Origin of the sequence: Pseudomonas sp. Irchel 3E20 (assembly GCF_900187645.1) — a bacterium.
Lineage (GTDB): Bacteria > Pseudomonadota > Gammaproteobacteria > Pseudomonadales > Pseudomonadaceae > Aquipseudomonas.
Genome location: NZ_FYEE01000019.1, coordinates 30,675 through 47,015 on the forward strand (window position 1 = coordinate 30,675; position 16,341 = coordinate 47,015).

General features: G+C 63.9%; 15 protein-coding genes. 4 read left to right on the forward strand and 11 right to left on the reverse strand.

Features of this window, described 5'->3' with window-relative positions:
• Window position 1: 1 nt before the first annotated feature.
• The 5 genes from CKW13_RS23110 to antA form a co-directional block, all read right to left on the reverse strand.
• Window positions 2-913, reverse strand: coding sequence for a branched-chain amino acid ABC transporter permease (locus tag CKW13_RS23110; RefSeq protein WP_016502303.1), 912 nt, complete (start codon window positions 911-913; stop codon window positions 2-4).
• Window positions 914-977: 64 nt separating this feature from the next.
• Entirely contained in the window at window positions 978-2,138 is a 1,161-nt protein-coding gene (locus CKW13_RS23115) for an ABC transporter substrate-binding protein (RefSeq protein WP_095111087.1), read from the reverse strand.
• A gap of 105 nt (window positions 2,139-2,243) precedes the next feature.
• Window positions 2,244-3,269, reverse strand: a complete 1,026-nt coding sequence (antC, locus tag CKW13_RS23120; RefSeq protein ID WP_011077859.1) for an anthranilate 1,2-dioxygenase electron transfer component AntC — start codon at window positions 3,267-3,269, stop codon at window positions 2,244-2,246.
• An 18-nt stretch (window positions 3,270-3,287) separates the two neighbouring features.
• Window positions 3,288-3,779, reverse strand: coding sequence for an anthranilate 1,2-dioxygenase small subunit (antB, locus tag CKW13_RS23125; protein ID WP_011077860.1), 492 nt, complete (start codon window positions 3,777-3,779; stop codon window positions 3,288-3,290).
• Between the two features lie 2 nt (window positions 3,780-3,781).
• Window positions 3,782-5,185, reverse strand: coding sequence for an anthranilate 1,2-dioxygenase large subunit (gene antA / locus CKW13_RS23130; RefSeq protein WP_011077861.1), 1,404 nt, complete (start codon window positions 5,183-5,185; stop codon window positions 3,782-3,784).
• Window positions 5,186-5,563: 378 nt separating this feature from the next.
• Here antA and CKW13_RS23135 point away from each other — a divergent pair, with 378 nt between their 5' ends.
• The 3 genes from CKW13_RS23135 (at window position 5,564) to CKW13_RS23145 (ending at window position 9,153) form a co-directional block, all read left to right on the forward strand.
• Entirely contained in the window at window positions 5,564-6,820 is a 1,257-nt protein-coding gene (locus CKW13_RS23135) for an OprD family porin (RefSeq protein WP_095111088.1), read from the forward strand.
• Between the two features lie 323 nt (window positions 6,821-7,143).
• The gene (locus tag CKW13_RS23140; RefSeq protein ID WP_176465174.1) at window positions 7,144-8,157 is read left to right on the forward strand and encodes an AraC family transcriptional regulator; all 1,014 of its coding nucleotides are present in this window, start codon (window positions 7,144-7,146) and stop codon (window positions 8,155-8,157) included.
• 3 nt (window positions 8,158-8,160) lie between these two features.
• A complete protein-coding gene (locus tag CKW13_RS23145; protein WP_095111090.1) occupies window positions 8,161-9,153 on the forward strand; it encodes an AraC family transcriptional regulator in 993 nt (330 codons plus the stop codon).
• Window positions 9,154-9,750: 597 nt separating this feature from the next.
• Here the strand turns inward: CKW13_RS23145 and CKW13_RS23150 are convergent.
• From CKW13_RS23150 to CKW13_RS23175, 6 genes are read right to left on the reverse strand one after another with little or no spacing between them, the layout of a single operon-like run.
• Window positions 9,751-10,986, reverse strand: a complete 1,236-nt coding sequence (locus CKW13_RS23150; protein ID WP_011077866.1) for a dienelactone hydrolase family protein — start codon at window positions 10,984-10,986, stop codon at window positions 9,751-9,753.
• A gap of 46 nt (window positions 10,987-11,032) precedes the next feature.
• Entirely contained in the window at window positions 11,033-11,842 is an 810-nt protein-coding gene (locus CKW13_RS23155) for an SDR family oxidoreductase (RefSeq protein ID WP_095111091.1), read from the reverse strand.
• Window positions 11,839-12,432, reverse strand: a complete 594-nt coding sequence (locus tag CKW13_RS23160; RefSeq protein WP_095111092.1) for a cysteine hydrolase family protein — start codon at window positions 12,430-12,432, stop codon at window positions 11,839-11,841. The genes CKW13_RS23155 and CKW13_RS23160 overlap by 4 nt, the downstream gene beginning before the upstream one ends.
• The gene (locus CKW13_RS23165) at window positions 12,432-12,965 is read right to left on the reverse strand and encodes an aromatic-ring-hydroxylating dioxygenase subunit beta (RefSeq protein WP_011077868.1); all 534 of its coding nucleotides are present in this window, start codon (window positions 12,963-12,965) and stop codon (window positions 12,432-12,434) included. The genes CKW13_RS23160 and CKW13_RS23165 overlap by 1 nt, the downstream gene beginning before the upstream one ends.
• Window positions 12,955-14,286, reverse strand: a complete 1,332-nt coding sequence (locus CKW13_RS23170) for a Rieske 2Fe-2S domain-containing protein (protein ID WP_011077869.1) — start codon at window positions 14,284-14,286, stop codon at window positions 12,955-12,957. Before CKW13_RS23170 ends, CKW13_RS23165 begins: the two co-directional genes overlap by 11 nt.
• A 50-nt stretch (window positions 14,287-14,336) precedes the next feature.
• Entirely contained in the window at window positions 14,337-15,281 is a 945-nt protein-coding gene (locus CKW13_RS23175) for a PDR/VanB family oxidoreductase (protein WP_095111093.1), read from the reverse strand.
• A 239-nt stretch (window positions 15,282-15,520) separates the two neighbouring features.
• Here CKW13_RS23175 and CKW13_RS23180 point away from each other — a divergent pair, with 239 nt between their 5' ends.
• A complete protein-coding gene (locus tag CKW13_RS23180) occupies window positions 15,521-15,904 on the forward strand; it encodes a DUF5329 domain-containing protein (RefSeq protein WP_011077871.1) in 384 nt (127 codons plus the stop codon).
• Window positions 15,905-16,341 lie beyond the last annotated feature (437 nt).

The following is a 16,341-nucleotide window of genomic DNA, read 5'->3' on the forward strand; positions in this document are numbered from 1 at the left end:
CTCAGGCACGGGCGGGCAGCAGGCCGCGGGGGCGGACCAGCAACACCACGGCCATGACGATGTAGGCGCTGGCGGAAATCAGCCCGCCGCTCAGGGTGCCGCTGACTTCGGCGGGCAACAGTTGGTCCAGCAATTGCGGGATGTAGGCACGCCCCAGGCCATCGACCATGCCGATCAGCAAGGCCCCGGCCAGGGCGCCGCGCACCGAGCCGACACCGCCGACCACGATGACCACGAAGGTGGTAATCAAGACCTTTTCGCCCATGCCGATTTCCACCGACAGCAAGGGTGCGGCCATGAACCCGGCGAGGCCGCAAAGCACGCAGCCGAACACGAACACCAGGGTGTACAGGCGTGCGATGTTCACCCCCAGGGCGCCGACCATTTCGTGGTCGTCGGCCCCGGCGCGGATCAGCATGCCCAGGCGCGTGTGGTTTATCAGCAGCCACATGGCGATCGCCACCACGGCCCCGGCGGCGATGAACAGCAAGCGGCTGACCGGGTACATCAACCCCGGCAGCACTTCGACGAAGCTCGAATACCACTCGGGCGTGGGCATGGCCGGTGGGCTGCGGCCGAACAGCACGGTGATTAACTCGTTGGTGAAGAACACCACCGCCAGGGTGGCCAGTACCTGGTCGAGGTGATCGCGGTTGTAGAGGCGGCGCATGATGCTGGTTTCGATCAGCAGCCCGTACAGGGCCGAGCCGATCACCGCCGCCAACCCGGCGAGCCAGAACGAGCCGCTCAGCGACGCGGTGTAGGCCGCGCAGAACGCGCCGACCATGTAGAAGGCGCCGTGGGCCAGGTTGATGACGCCCATGATGCCGAAGATCAGCGTCAGGCCGGAGGCCAGCAAAAACAGCAGGGCGCTGTATTGCAGGCCATTGAGGATTTGTTCGAGTAGCAGCATGCGGGGAATCCTACGCAAGGTGCCTGGCGGGTAAGGCCGCCAGGCACGGGACCGGAAGGTCGGCTTACAGCGCGCACTCGGCGGCGAAGCTGTCCACTTGCGCCTTGGCGATGGTCTGCACCGGCACCTGGACCAACTTGCCGTTGGCATCGGCCTCTACCCGCAGCAAATACCAGTCGATGACCGCGTGCTGGTTTTTGCCGAAGGCGAAGTCGCCACGGATCGAGTCGAACGTGACGTTGCGCAGAGCACTGCGCAAGGCCTCGGGGTCTTTGAGGTTGCCGTCCACGGTTTTCAGGGCGGCGCCGATCAGGCGGGCGGTGTCGTAGGTTTGCGCGGCGTACACGGTGGGCACGCGCTTGTACTTATCGTTGAAGGCCTTGACGAAGGCCTGGTTGGCCGGGTTGGTGGAGCCGGGGTTCCACAGGGTGACGATGTTCATGCCCTTGGCCACATCACCGGTGGCGGCGAGCATGCGTTCGTCCATGGAGAACACCGGCACCACCATCGGGATGCTCTTGTTCAGGCCCGAGCTGCCGTACTGCTTGGCGAAGTTGATGCCGGCACCACCAGGGTGGAACTGGAAAATCGCGTCAGGCGCCAAGGAGCGCACCCGGGCCAGCTCCACCGAGAAATCCAGTTGGTTGAGCTTGGTGTAGATCTCGGTGACTTCACCCTTGAAGGTGCGCTTGAAGCCTTCCAGGGCATCGCGGCCACCCTGGTAGTTGGGGGCGAGGATGACCATTTTCTTGTAGCCCAGGTCGTTGGCGGCGACGCCGGCCATTTCGTGGATGGTGTCGTTCTGGTACGAGGCCACGAAGTAGTGGGGCTTGCACTGTTTGCCGGCCAGGCTGGAGGGGCCGGTGTTGTTGCTGATGTAGAAGCCGTCCTTGGTCGCGGTGTTGACCACCGCCGCCAGCACGTTGGAGAAGATCACCCCGGTGTACAGCGAGATGCCGTCCAGGCTCATGCGGTCGATGATCTGCTTGGCGCGCGCCGGTTGCAGGCCATCGTCCTCCACCAGCAGGCTCACCGGTACGCCGCCGAGCTTGCCGCCCTCCTGGTCGATGGCCAGTTGAAAGCCATCGCGCGAGTCTTCCCCCAGGTAACCGGCCGGGGTGGAGAGGGTGGTGATGAAGCCGATGCGCACCGGGTCTTGGGCCTGGGCCGCAAGGCTGGCCAGGCAACTGGCCGCCAGGAGTGTACCCACGAGTTGTTTTTTCATAGTGCCGCCTTTAGTGAAGCCCGCATCGCACGGGCTGTAGTTATTAGTGGAGGGCAGTAAAAAATTTCGGGCGCCTGGAATGTGTTGTGGGGGTGGCTTCCCGTGTCAGGTGTTGCTCTGGGTGAATTTCTCGTAGTACAGGCGGGTCTGGTCCAGGGCCTGGGTGTCGAGCCATTGCTTGATCGACTCGACCATCGGCGGCGGCCCGCACAGGTACATGTCCAGGGCCTGGTCGCGGAACTCGGCCAGGTCGAAGTGCTCGGTGATGTAGCCGCGCTTGCCGTGCCAGTCCGGGCTGGGGTCGCTGATGACCGGGGTGAAGCGAAAGCCCGGGATGCGTTCGGCGTAGGCCGCGATGCGCTGGGTTTCGCACAGGTCCGCGGCGTTGCGCACGCCGTAGTACAGGTGCACCGGGTGGCCGCAACCGCCGCGCTCGGCGATTTCGTCGAGCATGCCCAAAAAGGCCGACAGGCCGGTGCCGCCGGCGACGAACACCAGCGGCTTGTCGACGTGGCGCAGGTAGAAGGCCCCCAGGGGCGCTTCCAGCAGGATTTCGTCGCCGATCAGGCTGCGTTCGCGGATGTAGTTGCTCATCAGCCCGTCGGGCAGCAAACGGATCAAGAACTGCAACTGGTTGCCGCTGTTAGGGCGGTTGGCGAAGGAGTACGAGCGCTGGCCGTGGGTGCCGGGTATTTGCAGGCGCGCATATTGGCCGGGCAGGAAATCCAGTTGCTGGCCATCGGCGCCGGCGTCCAGGTGCAGGATCGCGGTGTTGGGCGAAACCTGCTCCACCGCGCGCACGATGCCCTTGAGCCGGCCTGGCCCTGGGGCATTGCACAGGCTGGAGGCGAAGTCGAAGTAGAACGCGGCGTCGGAGCTGACCCGGGTCTGGCAGGTGAGCATCTTGCGTTGGCGCAGGTCTTCGGCCGACAGCGCTTCGTCGTCGACATAGTCCTGGCTGTACTGGCCCGATTCGCAGCGCCCCTGGCAGGTGCCGCACACGCCCTCGCGGCAGTCCAGGGGGATGTTGATGCCGTTGCGCAACGCCGCATCGAGCAGGATTTCGTGGCTCTGTACCGGGAAGAACAGGGTTTTGCCGTCGGCAAAACTGAAGGCGACCTTGTGGCTCATGATCCAGACTTCCGCCAGTCAGAGGTGATAGAAATCGAGCACCGAATTGATGGTGTCGTTGAGCAGCAGCACGTGCTTGCGGGCGATCTTCCAGCTCTCGCCATCGGGCCGCAGGCGGTAGGTGGCGCGGCCGAAGAACTGCTCGGCGGTTTGCAGGCGGTAGTAGAGGGTGTGCCAGTTGACTTGCACCTCCAACTCATCGTCGGCCAGCGGCGCGATGCGCACGTTGCTGAGCAGGTGCAGGGTGCGCGGCATGGGCACGGTGGAGGCGGATTTGCCGGTGCGGATGCGGAACACCCGGTCTTCCAGGCCGCCCCGGTTGGGGTAGTAGATCAGCGACATGGCCCGTTTCGGGTCGCGGGTGTACTCGTGCTCCGAGTCCCATTGCGGCAGGTGGAATTCGCTGTCGTCGCTGAACATCGACAGGTAGGTGTCCCAGTCCTGGGCGTCGCAGGCCTCGGCGTTGCGATAGAGAAATTGCTCGACGCGGTATTGCAGTTGCGAATTCATGTTCACACCTCACGCAGTTTCAACGGTTGCTCTTGCTCGGCCTTGCGGGCCAGGCCTTCGAGCAAAAAGCGCTGCCAGTTGCCGTGTTGGTTGACGTAGAGGCCCTCGTGGGTGAACTCAGTGCCGGTCAATACCGGCGAGATGCCGATGGTTTCGCTGTTGGCCGTGGGGCCTTCGACCCATTTGCCCACGCCCCGGGAGATGTCGCTCCAGCGCTCCAGGCGTGCCTGGAAGCCGCGCTGGGCTTCGCGGAACTCCACCAGGTCATCGGGGGTGCCCATGCCGGAGACGTTGAAGAAGTCTTCGAACTGGCGGATGCGGTTTTCCCGGTCGGCATCCGACTCGCCCACCACGCCCAGGCAGAAGCTGTTGATCTCGGTCTTGTTCCAGGCAATCGGGCGGATGATGCGCAACTGCGAGCTGATCTGGTCGAGAAAGAACATGCTGGGGTAGATGTTCAGGTTGCGCAGGCGGTGCATCATCCACTGCGCCTTGCCCTGGCCGTACTCTTGGAGCAGGCGCGGCATGATGGTGGCGTAGCCGGGGCGCACGCTGGGGTTGGGCATGTCGCTGAACAGCACGCTGTGGCCGTTGTGGAAGGCGAACCAGCCGTCGTCGGTTTCCTTGTCGCCGGCGCCGAGCTTGCTGTAGTCCAGGGTGTCGGCGCTGGTCAGGCCTTTTTCGCTGTTGACCTGCTGGCGGTGCTGCACGGTGGCCACGTAGTTGTAGTGCACGGTGCTGACGTGATAACCGTCCAGGCCGTTTTCGTTTTGCAGCTTCCAGTTGCCGTCGTAGGTGTAGGCCGATTTGCCCGGCAGCACCTCCAGCTCACCGGTGGGTGATTGGGCGACCATCATGTCGAAGAACACTTTGGCGTCGCCCAAAAATTCCTGGAGGCTGTCCTGGCCGTCGACGTCGAGGCTGATGAACACAAAGCCCTTGTAGCTCTCGATGCGCGCTTTTTTCAGGCCACGGGTGGCCTTGTCGAACCCTTCGGGGTACTCGCCGGGGGCTTTGACCTTGACCAGGCGGCCGTCGCTTTTGTAGCACCAGGCGTGGAACGGGCAGGTGAAGGTGGACTGGTTGCCCTTGCCGACGCGGGTCAGGGTGGTGCCGCGGTGCTGGCAGGCGTTGATAAGGGCATTGAGCTGGCCCTCGCCGTCGCGGGTAATAATCATCGGCTGGCGCCCGGCGCGCATCGTCATGAAGTCATGCTTGTTGGCGATTTCGCTTTCGTGGCAGGCGTAGATCCAGTTCTTCTCGAAGATCAACTCCATTTCCAGATCAAACAAGTCCGGCTCGGTGAATATATCCCGGGCAATCCGGAAGACGCCGTCGGCGGGGCGAAAGTCCAGGCAGCCTTCAATAAAGTTTTTCCATTGTTCGACGCTTCTTGCACTGCTCATTAATCGATACCTCGTTGCATCGGGCTAATTCGTGCATTCAATAAATACGCTGTGCCTGCATTAAATAAGTTGCCGGGGGTTGGGTCTATCCGCTTTATCGGTGAACACAGGCCGTAAAATTGGCCGCCCGGCGCGGCCCTGGCCGTGGGCGATAACGCCAAGTAACTGGATACGAGTCTCGAATTAACAGGCTAGAGAGTCTGGCGCCATTGGCGCTTAATCACTGGCGATGCGGGTTTGCCCAGTGGCCGGCCCGGCATCGACCCTAACGACTCATGCTTAAAAATTTAATAAAGAAACAACTGCCAACTATTGGGGCGGCTACTTTGGTCGCACCGCTACTTAATGTGCCCGCACATTAAAAGAGAGGGATAAGTTATGTTTCAAGCGAGTTGGTTTACCCGTGGTATGCAAACGGCCAGCCTGGCGGCATTAATGACCCCGATGTTGGCCCAGGCGGACTTCGTTGAAGACAGCCAGTTGGCCCTGGGGTTGCGTAACTTTTATATCGACCGCGACTTCAAGGGTGACAACCCGAAGAACTCCCGGGTCGGCAGTTGGACCCAGGGTTTTGACCTGCGCTTCAACTCCGGCTACACCGAAGGCACCCTGCAATTTGCCCTCGACGCCTCGATGCAATACGCCTACCGGCTCGACGGCGGTGGCGGCCGCGGCCCGGACAGCATCATCCCCTACAGCACCCGCCGCCAGGAGCAGGCCACCGACTACGGGCGCGGCGGTTACACGGCGAAAGTGCGCTATTCCAAGACCGAGCTCAAATACGGCGAACACCGGCCGACGCTGCCGGTGGCCTACACCGACGATTCGCGGCAATTGGTGACCACCTACCACGGCACGCTGATCGAATCCAAGGAAGTGGACAAACTCACCCTCACCGGTGGGCGCTTCACCGAAATCAGCGGCCGCGAATCCTCCAACAGCGAAAAAATGTACCTGTTCAACGGCCCCGATGTGCAGCGGCGCAGTGACGGCTTGAGCTTCGGCGGCGCCAGTTACGCCTTCACGCCGGCCCTGACCGGCACCTACTTTTACGGGCAACTGGAAGACATCTACCGCCAGCATTACCTGGGCGCCACCTACCTGGCCGACCTGGGCAGTGGCTATGCGCTCAAGACCGACCTGCGCTATTTCAATAACAAGGAAGACGGCGATGCCCTTTATGGGCGCATCGACAACCGCTCCTACGGCGCCATGACCACCCTGCGCAAGGGCGCCCACGCCTTTGGCCTGGGCTACCAGCGCATGCTCGGCGACAGCACGTTCCCCACCCTCAATGGCTACGCCCCGCAGCCGTACCTGGTGAACTGGTCGGCGGTTGCCTTCGTCAAGCCCAACGAAAAATCCTGGCAGGCGCGCTATGACTACGACTTCGCCGGCCTCGGCCTGCCGGGCCTGCGCCTGATGACGCGGTACATGCGTGGCAGCGATATCGACCGCGGCGCCCTGAGCGACAACAGCGAGTCGGAGCGCAATATCTACCTCTCCTACGTGGTCCAGGAGGGGCCGCTGAAGAACCTCGGCGTAGAGCTGCGCAACATCAACGTCAAGTTCCGCCACGGCAATGACTTCGACGAAAACCGCCTGATTACCACCTACACCTGGAAATTCTGGTAAACCGGTGCCGCCGGCCGGTGGGGTAACACCCGCCGGCCGATCTGGGCAGGTAATACCCAACCCCGCCGCTGGGGGATACCTGCCCGGCGCACCGGCGGCTCATCTGTGTGCATTTTTGCAGCGCCACTGTGTGGTTTGGGGCGCGTGGGGAAGCGGGAATTCCTGGCGTTGTGCTATCGCTGGCCGATTAGTCGCTGAATGATATCCGCATATTTCGCAAGGGCCCCGCGGCGCCCCACGCGGCATGAAGATTGCTGTTTGACCGTAAGACGTGCCGTCAGAGCGCGTACAAAAAAACAGCAAACAGCCGTGGGTGCCCCGTGATGAGTACAAGCCTTGATGTGCATGTTCGAGACATTCGTATAGAGCGCTATGACCTCAATGGCGCGCGACAGTGGATGGCCGGGATCTGCGGGCCGCACCTGCTCAAGACCCAGTACCCCAACCGCATCCAGTTCCATCACAGCGCCAATGTGCTCAAGTCGATGTCCACCACCCTGGGGGTGATCGAGTACGGCACGGACGTGACGGTGGGCATCGAAGACGTCGAACACCTCAACAGCTACAGCCTCAGCCTGCCCCTGGTGGGCGAGCAGCACCTGAGCAAGGACGGCTGCCAGGTGACCTCCGACCGCGACAGCGCAATCATCGTCTCGCCCCACGAAAACCAGGAACTGACCATCAATGGCGACTGCCGCAAGGTGCAGGTGGTTATCACCCGCGCGGCCATGCGCAAATCCCTGGAAGACATGCTGCAACGGCCCCTGGAAACGCCCCTGCGGTTCGAGCCGGTGATGGACGCGGTCAACGGCGCGTCTGCGTCCTGGTGGCGCATGGCGCGCTATTTCATCGGCGAACTGGAGCGCAGCCGCGAGCTGTACGACCAGACCTTTTTCACCCGTGATATCGAAAGTTCGCTTATCAAGGGCTTGATCCTCGCCCAGCCCAACAACTACTCCGACGAATTGCGCGACGTGCTCGGCGTGAAGCTGCCGCACTACCTGATCCGCGCCAAGCAGTACATCCACGATAACGCCCGCGAGGTGCTGCACCTGGAGGACATCGAGGCGATCTCCGGGGTGTCGCGGTTCAAGCTGTTCGAAGGCTTCAAGAAGTACTTCGGCATGTCGCCCATGGCCTACCTGAAAAAGTACCGCCTCGACGCCGTACGCCAGGAAATCCTCGAAGACAACTCGGCGCGCAATATTTCGGTGATCGCCATGGGCTGGGGCTTCAACCACCTGGGCCGTTTCTCCAGCGAGTACCGCAAGTTGTTCGACGAGACGCCCAGCAGCACCCTGCAACGCAACGAAGCCCGCCGCAACCGGTCGCTTTGAGCCATGGCCGGGTTAGCGGGGGCGGGGCTCGACCTGTCGCGGCTGTGCCAAACGCCGGTGTTCACCAGCCAATCGCGCCAGGAAAGCCATCGGCTGCTGGCCCGTGAGTTGGTCGAGCACGACCTGAGTTGGCGCGCAGGCACGGTCGATACGGCGTTCTTTCGCGCGCAAGTGGGGCGCTGCCAACTGTTTGTGTTGCGTTATGGCGCGGAGGTTGAGGTGCGGCCCCGGCCGTTCACCGATTTCGTGCTGATGCAAATGCCCCTGCGCGGGCGCGCCAGTATCGAATGCGACGGCTTGGCCCTGGAGCTGGAAGCGGGGCAGGTAGCGGTGCTCTCGCCCAACCGCCAGGCGCGGCTGGTGTGGCACCGCGGTTGCGAACAGCTATTGCTCAAGGTGCCGCGCGCGTTGTTGCGCCTGATGCAGGAACGGCTGGTGGACGAAGGTGGGCTGGCCGCCGATTTCAGCCTGCCGCCAGCCTACCGCCTCGACACCGGCCAGGCCCGTGGCTGGCTACGTTTGGTGGATGACCTGCTGGAACAACTGGGGGCCAGCGCCGGCGAACCGGCCCATGGCCACTGGCTGCGGCACCTGGAAGAAAGCCTGCCGCTGTTTTTGCTCACCCACCCGCCGAAAGTCGAAGGTTTGGCCTTGGCCGAGTCCCCGGCCCAGCGCCAGGCGTTGCGCCAGTTGCACAAGATCGAAGGCTTGATGCGCAGCCGCCTGGGGGAAGCGCTGTCCCTCACCGAACTGGCGGCCACGGCGGGGATGAGCGTGCGCAGCCTCAACACCCTGTGCCAGCGCTGCTACGGGCAAACCCCCATGGAGCGCCTGCGCAACCTGCGGCTCGAAGCCGTGCGCGAGCGCTTGCGCGATGGCCGCGAGCTGAGCATCACCGAAGTCGCCCTGGAACACGGCTTCGCCCACCTCGGCCGCTTCGCCCGTTACTACCGCGAACGCTTCGGCGAGCTGCCGCACCAGACCATTGCCCGATAAGTAACCGGTGGCGCGGTGGCCTGGCCGCACTTGCGCTATCACCCTCACTGAATTGTGGGAGCAGTGCCTGACGCTCATCTCACCTGCACCCGCGCTCCACTGTGGGAGCAAGGGTCTTACCCCGACCATTCGTCACCGCCACTCAGTGCCGCCCTCGCGAGCAGGCTCGCTCCCACAGAGGAAAAATTAAATCCCAGCCACACCACCGTTCCATTATGGGAGCGGGCCTGCCCGCGAGGGCGGCCTATCAGCCGCAGCAAATGTATCGCCTGGCTTGGACCCATCGCGAGCAGGCTCGCTCCCACAGGGGAAAAATTAAATCCCAGCCACACCACCGTTCAATTGTGGGAGCGGGCCTGCCCGCGAGGGCGGCCTATCAGCCGCAGCAAATGTATCGCCTGGCTTGGACCCATCGCGAGCAGGCTCGCTCCCTCAGAGGAAAAATTAAAATCCCACCCACACCACCGTTCAATTGTGGGAGCGGGCCTGCCCGCGATGGCGGCCTATCAGCCGCAGCAAATGTATCGCCTGGCTTGGACCCATCGCGGGCAGGCCCGCTCCCACAGCGTTTGCCAGCCTTTACGGGGAAGGCTGGCGCTAGCGTTCGGCGCTGTCCGCCCATTTGCCCATCAGGGTGTTGGAGGGCAGTTGTTCGTCGAGCAGTTTCCTCGCCGTTTCTACCCCGGCCACCGGCAGGCCGGTGGGGTCGAGGAGGCCGATTTGCACGAGGACGCTGGCCTGGTCCCAGTAGATGTGCTCATGGCACAGCTTGTCGCCGCGGAACTTGATGACCCCCAGCATGGGGATTTCCACGTATTTGCCGGTGGGGGCGACGTTGGGCAGCATCCAGTCGATTTCGCTGGTGTGGGTAAAGCACATGACGAATTCATCGACTATCTGCGTGGCCCCCACGGTGCGGGAGATGGGCACCAGTTTCATGTCCGGCGGGTTGGCGTGGACAAAGTGGTTCTGATAGAAGCGGCTAAGTTCGCGGTAGCCCACGCCCCCGGTCATGGTGGGAATGTGGTTGACGTAGGGCTCGGCGACCATGGTCGCCATGGTCGCCGGAACATCGCGCACGGCGAATTCAAACTCGATGTGTTTTTCCCACAGTGCGGACAGGTTGTAGTGCGGGCCGATGGCCTGCCTGAGCGCGGCGATGCTGCGTTGGTGGGCCATCAGGGCGGCGGGTTTGTTGTAGTGCATGCCGCCGTGGCGGGCGAAGGCGTGGTCCACCTCGGGGTAGGTGTAGATCTCGACGTTGGGCCGCGCGCCCAGGCGTTGGCTGATGAGGGCGCGGGCATTGGCGTCGCAGTAGCCGTCCTGTTCGGCGAAGTGCAGCACCAGGTGGCCCTTGATGCGCTCGGCTTCGTCCAGCAGGTGCTCGATGCCCATGCCGTAGTAGCCCACCGCGCAGGCCACGTCGGTGCGGGTCGCGGTCAGGTAGGCGAGCTTGCCGCCCATGCAGAAACCCACGTAGCCCAGGCCGCTGGCTTCGACCTCGGGCAGCTCACGCAGGGCTTTGAAGCTGGCGTCGATGTCCTCGACGGCCTTGTCTATGTCCAGGCGCTGGAACAGGTCGATGGCGCGGGCGAAGTCGGCTTCGGTGTAGCCCAGGTCCACCCCAGGTTCCAGGCGCCAGAACAGGTCTGGCACCAAGGCGACGTAGCCTTCTTCGGCGTAGAGGTCGGCCACTTCGCGCATGTTGGCATTGATGCCGAAAATCTCCTGGCCGATTACCACCCCCGGCCCCTTGCCGCTGGCGGGGAGCGCCAGGTAACCGCTGAAACTGCCGCTGCCGTCGCTGGCCTGTACCTTCATCATCTTGCCCATGGTGTTACCTCGTTTTCGACTCATCAGGTGTTGTTGTTTTAGTTGCCTACTGGTCACGCAAACGCTCGAACCAGGTGCGTGGCGACAGGCCCTGGTCGGGGCCGAGGATCGAGAAACCGCCGTCCACCGGGATATCGACGCCGGTGATCCACGACGCACCCTGGCTGCACAGGAAGGCCACTACCTGGCCGATTTCCTCGCCGCGGCCCACGCGCCCGAGCGGGTGAAAGGTAGCACCGATCCGGTCGGCCACGGCCACATCGCCGCCACTGAGGCTGGCCACCGAGGGCGACCAGGTCCAGGCCGGCGAGACGCTGATGACCCGGATCGCCGCCGGCGCCAGGCTCACCGCGAGGTTGCGGGTCAGTTGCAGAAGCCCGGCCTTGGACGCTGGGTACAGGGCCCGGCCAGCGGCGCCGAACTTGCCGCCGGTGCTGCCGATGTTGATGACCGTGCCGCCGCCCGTCATGTGGGGCGCGGCTTTTTGCACGAAGATCGCCGCCGACACCAGGTTGACGTTGAGGGTCTTGAGCCATTGCGCACGGTCGGACAGCAGCCCCTGGTCGTCATACACGCAGGCGTTGTTGACCAGGATGTCGAGGCGGCCGAACGCGGCCAGGGTGGCGGCGATGCAGGCATCGATATCGTCGTCGCGCTCGACGTCGCAGGCTGCAAAACGGCAGCGTTCACCCAATGCCTCGGCCAGGGCCGCGCCCGTGTCGCGGTTGCGTCCCACCAAGGTGACGCTGGCGCCGGCACGCAGCAGTTGGCGGGCAATGTCGGTGCCCAGGCCCTGGGTGCTGCCGGTGACGATCGCCACCTGGCTTTGCAGGTCGGCAGTCGGCAGGGGCTTCATGGCCGATCCCCCAGGGTGCTGGCGACATCGCTGAGGGTGGCGATCAGGCTCATGCTCTGTAGCGCTGCGCGGTGGGTTTCAGGGTTGGCGGCGGCGCAGGCATCGGCCAGGACCGTGACCTCGAAACCGCAATCGACGGCATGGCGCACGGTGCTTTCCACCACCGAATGGGTGGCTACGCCCGCCACCAGCAATTGGCGTGCGTCGAGCTGGCGCAGCAGGGTGTCCAGGGGCGTGCCGTAGAAGGCGTTGATGCGGGTGTGGGTGACGACAAACTCGGTGGCGCTGGCCAAGGGTTGCAGGGCGTCGTGGAACTGCGCGCCCCAGGTGCCTTCGCGCACCGCACCGCTGGCCGCCACGGCGCGCAGGATCGGCGCGTTCTGCACCAGGTCGGCGTAGTCCGGGCGATAGGCCACGCGCACATGAATGATCGGCCAGCCCCGGGCGCGGGCGCCGTGTTGCAGGCGCATGGCCGCGTCCAGCACGGTGGCGCGGGCCGGGTCGTCGGCGGCCAGGCCGACGCGGATGCGCCCGTCGGGGTGCAGCACGTCGTTCTGGTAGTGCAGGGCAAGAACGGTCGGGCGCCCCATCAGACAAATACCTCCAGGTTGGCGAACACGTCGTTGCAGTTGATGAGGTCGACGCGCTTGAGCTGGATCTTCCAGCCGCCCCCCTCCTGGCTGGCCAGTTTGTAGGTATAGCGCCCGGCCAATTGGCGTTGCACCAGGCGCCATTCGCTGACCTGGAAGGTGGCGCTCACCACCAGCAGGCCCTGGCGGTCGAGGCCTTCGACCATCACGTTGCCCACCAGGTGGGCGGTGCGGGTGGGCGGTTGTTGCGACCAGTTGCGCGGGTTTTCCACGCGGCGGATGCGCACCTCGCGCAGCATGCGGTTTTCCCAGAACAGCGAAATATGCTCGAACGGGTTGGCCTGGCCGTGCTGCTGCGGCGCCCAGTACATGCCGCTGTCGGTGAACAAGCGGTCCCATTCCCAGAAGCGCCGCTCGTCCAGCAGGCGCGCTTCGCGGTAGAGGAACTGTTCCAGCTCACGCAGGGTGTCGCCGGGCACGTGGGCCGGGGCCAGGTTGTCCGTGGCGACGTCGAAGGTGCGATCAAACAGCATGGGTGCTCTCCTTGGCGATCAGGGTGGCGGTCATGTAGTGCTTCCACGCGGCAAACTGGTTGCGCATGGGCAGCTCGCTGGTGCCGTTGGTGGAGATTGCGCCGTCGGGCAGCCCCTGGTCGGTGCCGGCATAACGATGCTGGCTGATCCATTCGCCGCCGCGGGTCATGTTGCCTTCCTGGCAACGGGCGTAGACCTCCACGTCATCGGGCATGACGTTGGAGGAGGGTGAGTTGATGACGTTGGCGTAGGTCAGCGCCCGGTCGAACACCGCATCCGGCGCGCCTTTGCAGCGGAACGTCTGGATTTCCACCAGGGTCTGGTCCACGGCCATCGGGCGGATGATCCGAAACTGCATGAACACGGTATGGGGCGAGCCGCTGCCGTAGATCACCGTGTTGTGGCGGTTCATGCCCAGGATGGCGCGGGCGCGTTCTTCGCCATAGGCCGCGCTCAGGCACTCGAAGTGGGCCTTGGACACCTCGTCGCGCTCGGCGGCGGCTGGGTCGAAGATCGCTTCCATGTAGCCATGGCCGTTGTGGTAAGCGCGCAGTTCGAGTTTTTCCCAGAAGTCGTAGGGCTCGCCGTTGCCGTCCATGATGAGCAGCTCGAACGGCATCTCGCCCAGGCTCTGCGCCTCGCTGCGGGCCGCGTCCACCGAGGATTCGTGGGTGACGCGGGCGTGCATGGTGTCGTGCAGGTTCTCGTAGAAGACCTTCCAGTTGGAGCGCTGCACCACCCGGAAAATACCGCCGGCCACTTCCACTTCACCCACCGGCGAGCGGTCGCAGAGGTTGTCGATGGAGGTGATGACGCCGCCGAGAAAGCCCTTGAGGTCCGGCCCATGGGGGCTTTGGCTGGCGAACACGAAGCCGCGATAGCTGTCGACCCGTGCCAGGCCCACCATGGAGAAATCCGGGTGGCTGGGGTTGAAGCAGGTGCCCTCGAAGGCGTTTTTCAGCGGTGCCGAGAGGTGCTGGCCGTCGAGCTTGAAGGTCCAGGCGTGGTACGGGCAGCGGAAGAACTTGCCGACGTTGCCGTCGCCTTCGGCTACCAGCTTGGCGCCCTTGTGCGGGCAGCGGTTGTACAGCACGTTGACGCGCTTGTCGGCGCCACGCACCAGGATCACGTCTTGATCGCCGATGCGGGTGGTGTGGTAGTCGCCGGGGTTTTTCACCTGGCTCTCGTGACCCACGTAGATCCAGGCCTGGCCGTAGATACGCTGCATTTCTAGGGCAAACAACTGAGGGTCGGTGTAGACGCTTTTGTGCACGCTGTCATCGCGCACCAGGGCGGCGATCTGTTCGTTCGTGGGAATCATGGTGTCTCCTTTTAACCAGCCATAAACAGGCGCGTGGGGTGGCCACGCACTTACAAGTCGAGCACCAGCCGAGCGCTGGAGGCGCGCGAGACACAGGTGCAGAAACGGCCGTCGCTGCGCTCGCGCGCTGACAGGCAGATGTCGCGGTGCTCGGCGCTGCCTTCGAGCACCTGGGCCACGCAGACCCCGCAGTCGCCACGGCGGCAATCGAACAGCGGGTCCAGGTCGGCGTCGAGCATGGCCTCCAGCACACTCTTGCCCGCAGGCACCTGGAGGGTGATGCCGCTGCTGCGCAGTTCCACTTCAAAACTGGCGTCGCCCGCGGCGTCGAGGCTGCCGGTGAACAATTCGCTGTGTACGTGGCTGTCGTCCCAGCCCAACTCACGGGCGCTGTGCAGCACGCTGGCGATCAGGGCTTTGGGCCCGCACACATAGAGCTGGCGGCCGTTATGGGGGGGGGCCAGTAGGCTGGCCAGGGGCAGGCGCCGCGCCGGGTCGCCGCCGCTGATCCAGCAGTGGGCGCTGCCCAGGGCCCGGACTTCTTCCAGGTACGCCATGCCCTGGGCCTCGCGCCCGGCGTAGTGCAGGGTGAAGGGCTGCTGGCCGGCGGCAAGCGCACGGGCCATGCCCAGCATCGGGGTGATGCCAATGCCGCCGGCGATCAACAGGTAGTCGCTGGCCTGCGTCACCAAGGGGAAATGATTCTTCGGTGCCCGCACCTGTAGCGGCTGGCCGACCTGCAATTGGTGGATCCAGCGCGAACCGCCGCTGCTCTGTTCTTCCAGTTGCACGGCGATCTCGTAGTGGGCGCGGCCCGGCAGGTTGACCAGGGAATAGGCGCGCCATTGGGGCTTGCTGCCCGCAATCTGGATCTCGATGTGCGCCCCTGGAGTGAAGCCGGGCAGGGGCTGCTGGGCATCCGCCACCAGGATCAGGCGGCGAATGCGCGGGGTGAGCGGGTCGATTCGTTCGATACGCAAGGACAGGCTGGGCATGCACGATTCCTGAAACGGGGCGAGCAGGGCCCGCCGTTGAAGTCGCCCTCACTGTAGGCACGGCGCGCGGGGCGAAAAAGCCGATATCGGCAAGTCGTTAGCCGCATTTTGCGTAAATGCGCGCCAGGGCTGGGGGCACTCATCACTGTGGGAGCTGGCCCAGGTGCCCATAGGGGGGAGGTATTGGCGGGCGGCTATGCACCGGCTAAAGTCGGCATTTTTTTGACGGAGGAACGAACATGCAGGCATTCAACAGTGGCTGGGGACAATGGCGGCTGGGGGCCGCTGCCGGGCTTCTGCTCGTTATGGGCGCCGCCCAGGCCGAGGTGGCGCCGCCGGTGCGCGCCGAGATCACAGGCTTGCTGGACTTTGTCGAGCACAGCGGCTGCCAGTTCGTGCGCAACGGCACCGCCTACCCGGCCCCGCAGGCGCGCGAGCATTTGCAAAAAAAACTGACCTACTTGGAAGGCAAGAAACGGATTAACAGCGCCGAGGACTTTATCGAACTGGCCGCCACCCAAAGCAGCATGAGCGGCAAGCCTTACCAAGTGCGTTGCCCAACGGGCTCGCAACCAGCGGGCACCTGGTTGAACACCGAGTTGCACAGGCAACGCGCTCAGTAGCCAGCGGGTTGACCCGCGCTCGGCCGTAAAGGGTGCCGGGCGCAACACCTAGTGGGGCGGCTGCGTACCCCCGCGCGGGAGAGCCCGTTTGCTACCAGCAGCCTTTACCCAACACCTACGCACGCTGGGTATTTACAGGTCCCTTGCTAACCGCCTAGGCCTGGGCACTTAGGCGGGGAGGTGCTGGCGGTTACAACACCTAACTAACAGGTCGCGTAGGGCGTTTCTCTAATTTATGTAGGCCTCATATTTAAACGCTCCACCCCCCCTCAATCCTCCCCCGCAACTTGGCACAATGCCGCCGCGCCCCGCTGCCTGGCGCGCTTCACATCCCAACGCTGTTAGCCTCTTTGGCGGGTTATGGCCGACTGGCTGAACTGCGAATTTCGCAACCTTATGCCTGGTTTGGATGTCACGCCCATGAACCCCACTGCCCC

Excerpts from the sequence above, each read along its gene's own strand:
- CKW13_RS23110 (WP_016502303.1), bottom strand. The coding sequence starts at position 913 with ATGCTGCTACTCGAACAAATCCTCAATGGCCTGCAATACAGCGCCCTG.
- CKW13_RS23115 (WP_095111087.1), bottom strand. The coding sequence starts at position 2,138 with ATGAAAAAACAACTCGTGGGTACACTCCTGGCGGCCAGTTGCCTGGCC.
- antC (WP_011077859.1), bottom strand. The coding sequence starts at position 3,269 with ATGAGCCACAAGGTCGCCTTCAGTTTTGCCGACGGCAAAACCCTGTTC.
- antB (WP_011077860.1), bottom strand. The coding sequence starts at position 3,779 with ATGAATTCGCAACTGCAATACCGCGTCGAGCAATTTCTCTATCGCAAC.
- antA (WP_011077861.1), bottom strand. The coding sequence starts at position 5,185 with ATGAGCAGTGCAAGAAGCGTCGAACAATGGAAAAACTTTATTGAAGGC.
- CKW13_RS23135 (WP_095111088.1), top strand. The coding sequence starts at position 5,564 with ATGTTTCAAGCGAGTTGGTTTACCCGTGGTATGCAAACGGCCAGCCTG.
- CKW13_RS23140 (WP_176465174.1), top strand. The coding sequence starts at position 7,144 with ATGAGTACAAGCCTTGATGTGCATGTTCGAGACATTCGTATAGAGCGC.
- CKW13_RS23145 (WP_095111090.1), top strand. The coding sequence starts at position 8,161 with ATGGCCGGGTTAGCGGGGGCGGGGCTCGACCTGTCGCGGCTGTGCCAA.
- CKW13_RS23150 (WP_011077866.1), bottom strand. The coding sequence starts at position 10,986 with ATGGGCAAGATGATGAAGGTACAGGCCAGCGACGGCAGCGGCAGTTTC.
- CKW13_RS23155 (WP_095111091.1), bottom strand. The coding sequence starts at position 11,842 with ATGAAGCCCCTGCCGACTGCCGACCTGCAAAGCCAGGTGGCGATCGTC.
- CKW13_RS23160 (WP_095111092.1), bottom strand. The coding sequence starts at position 12,432 with ATGGGGCGCCCGACCGTTCTTGCCCTGCACTACCAGAACGACGTGCTG.
- CKW13_RS23165 (WP_011077868.1), bottom strand. The coding sequence starts at position 12,965 with ATGCTGTTTGATCGCACCTTCGACGTCGCCACGGACAACCTGGCCCCG.
- CKW13_RS23170 (WP_011077869.1), bottom strand. The coding sequence starts at position 14,286 with ATGATTCCCACGAACGAACAGATCGCCGCCCTGGTGCGCGATGACAGC.
- CKW13_RS23175 (WP_095111093.1), bottom strand. The coding sequence starts at position 15,281 with ATGCCCAGCCTGTCCTTGCGTATCGAACGAATCGACCCGCTCACCCCG.
- CKW13_RS23180 (WP_011077871.1), top strand. The coding sequence starts at position 15,521 with ATGCAGGCATTCAACAGTGGCTGGGGACAATGGCGGCTGGGGGCCGCT.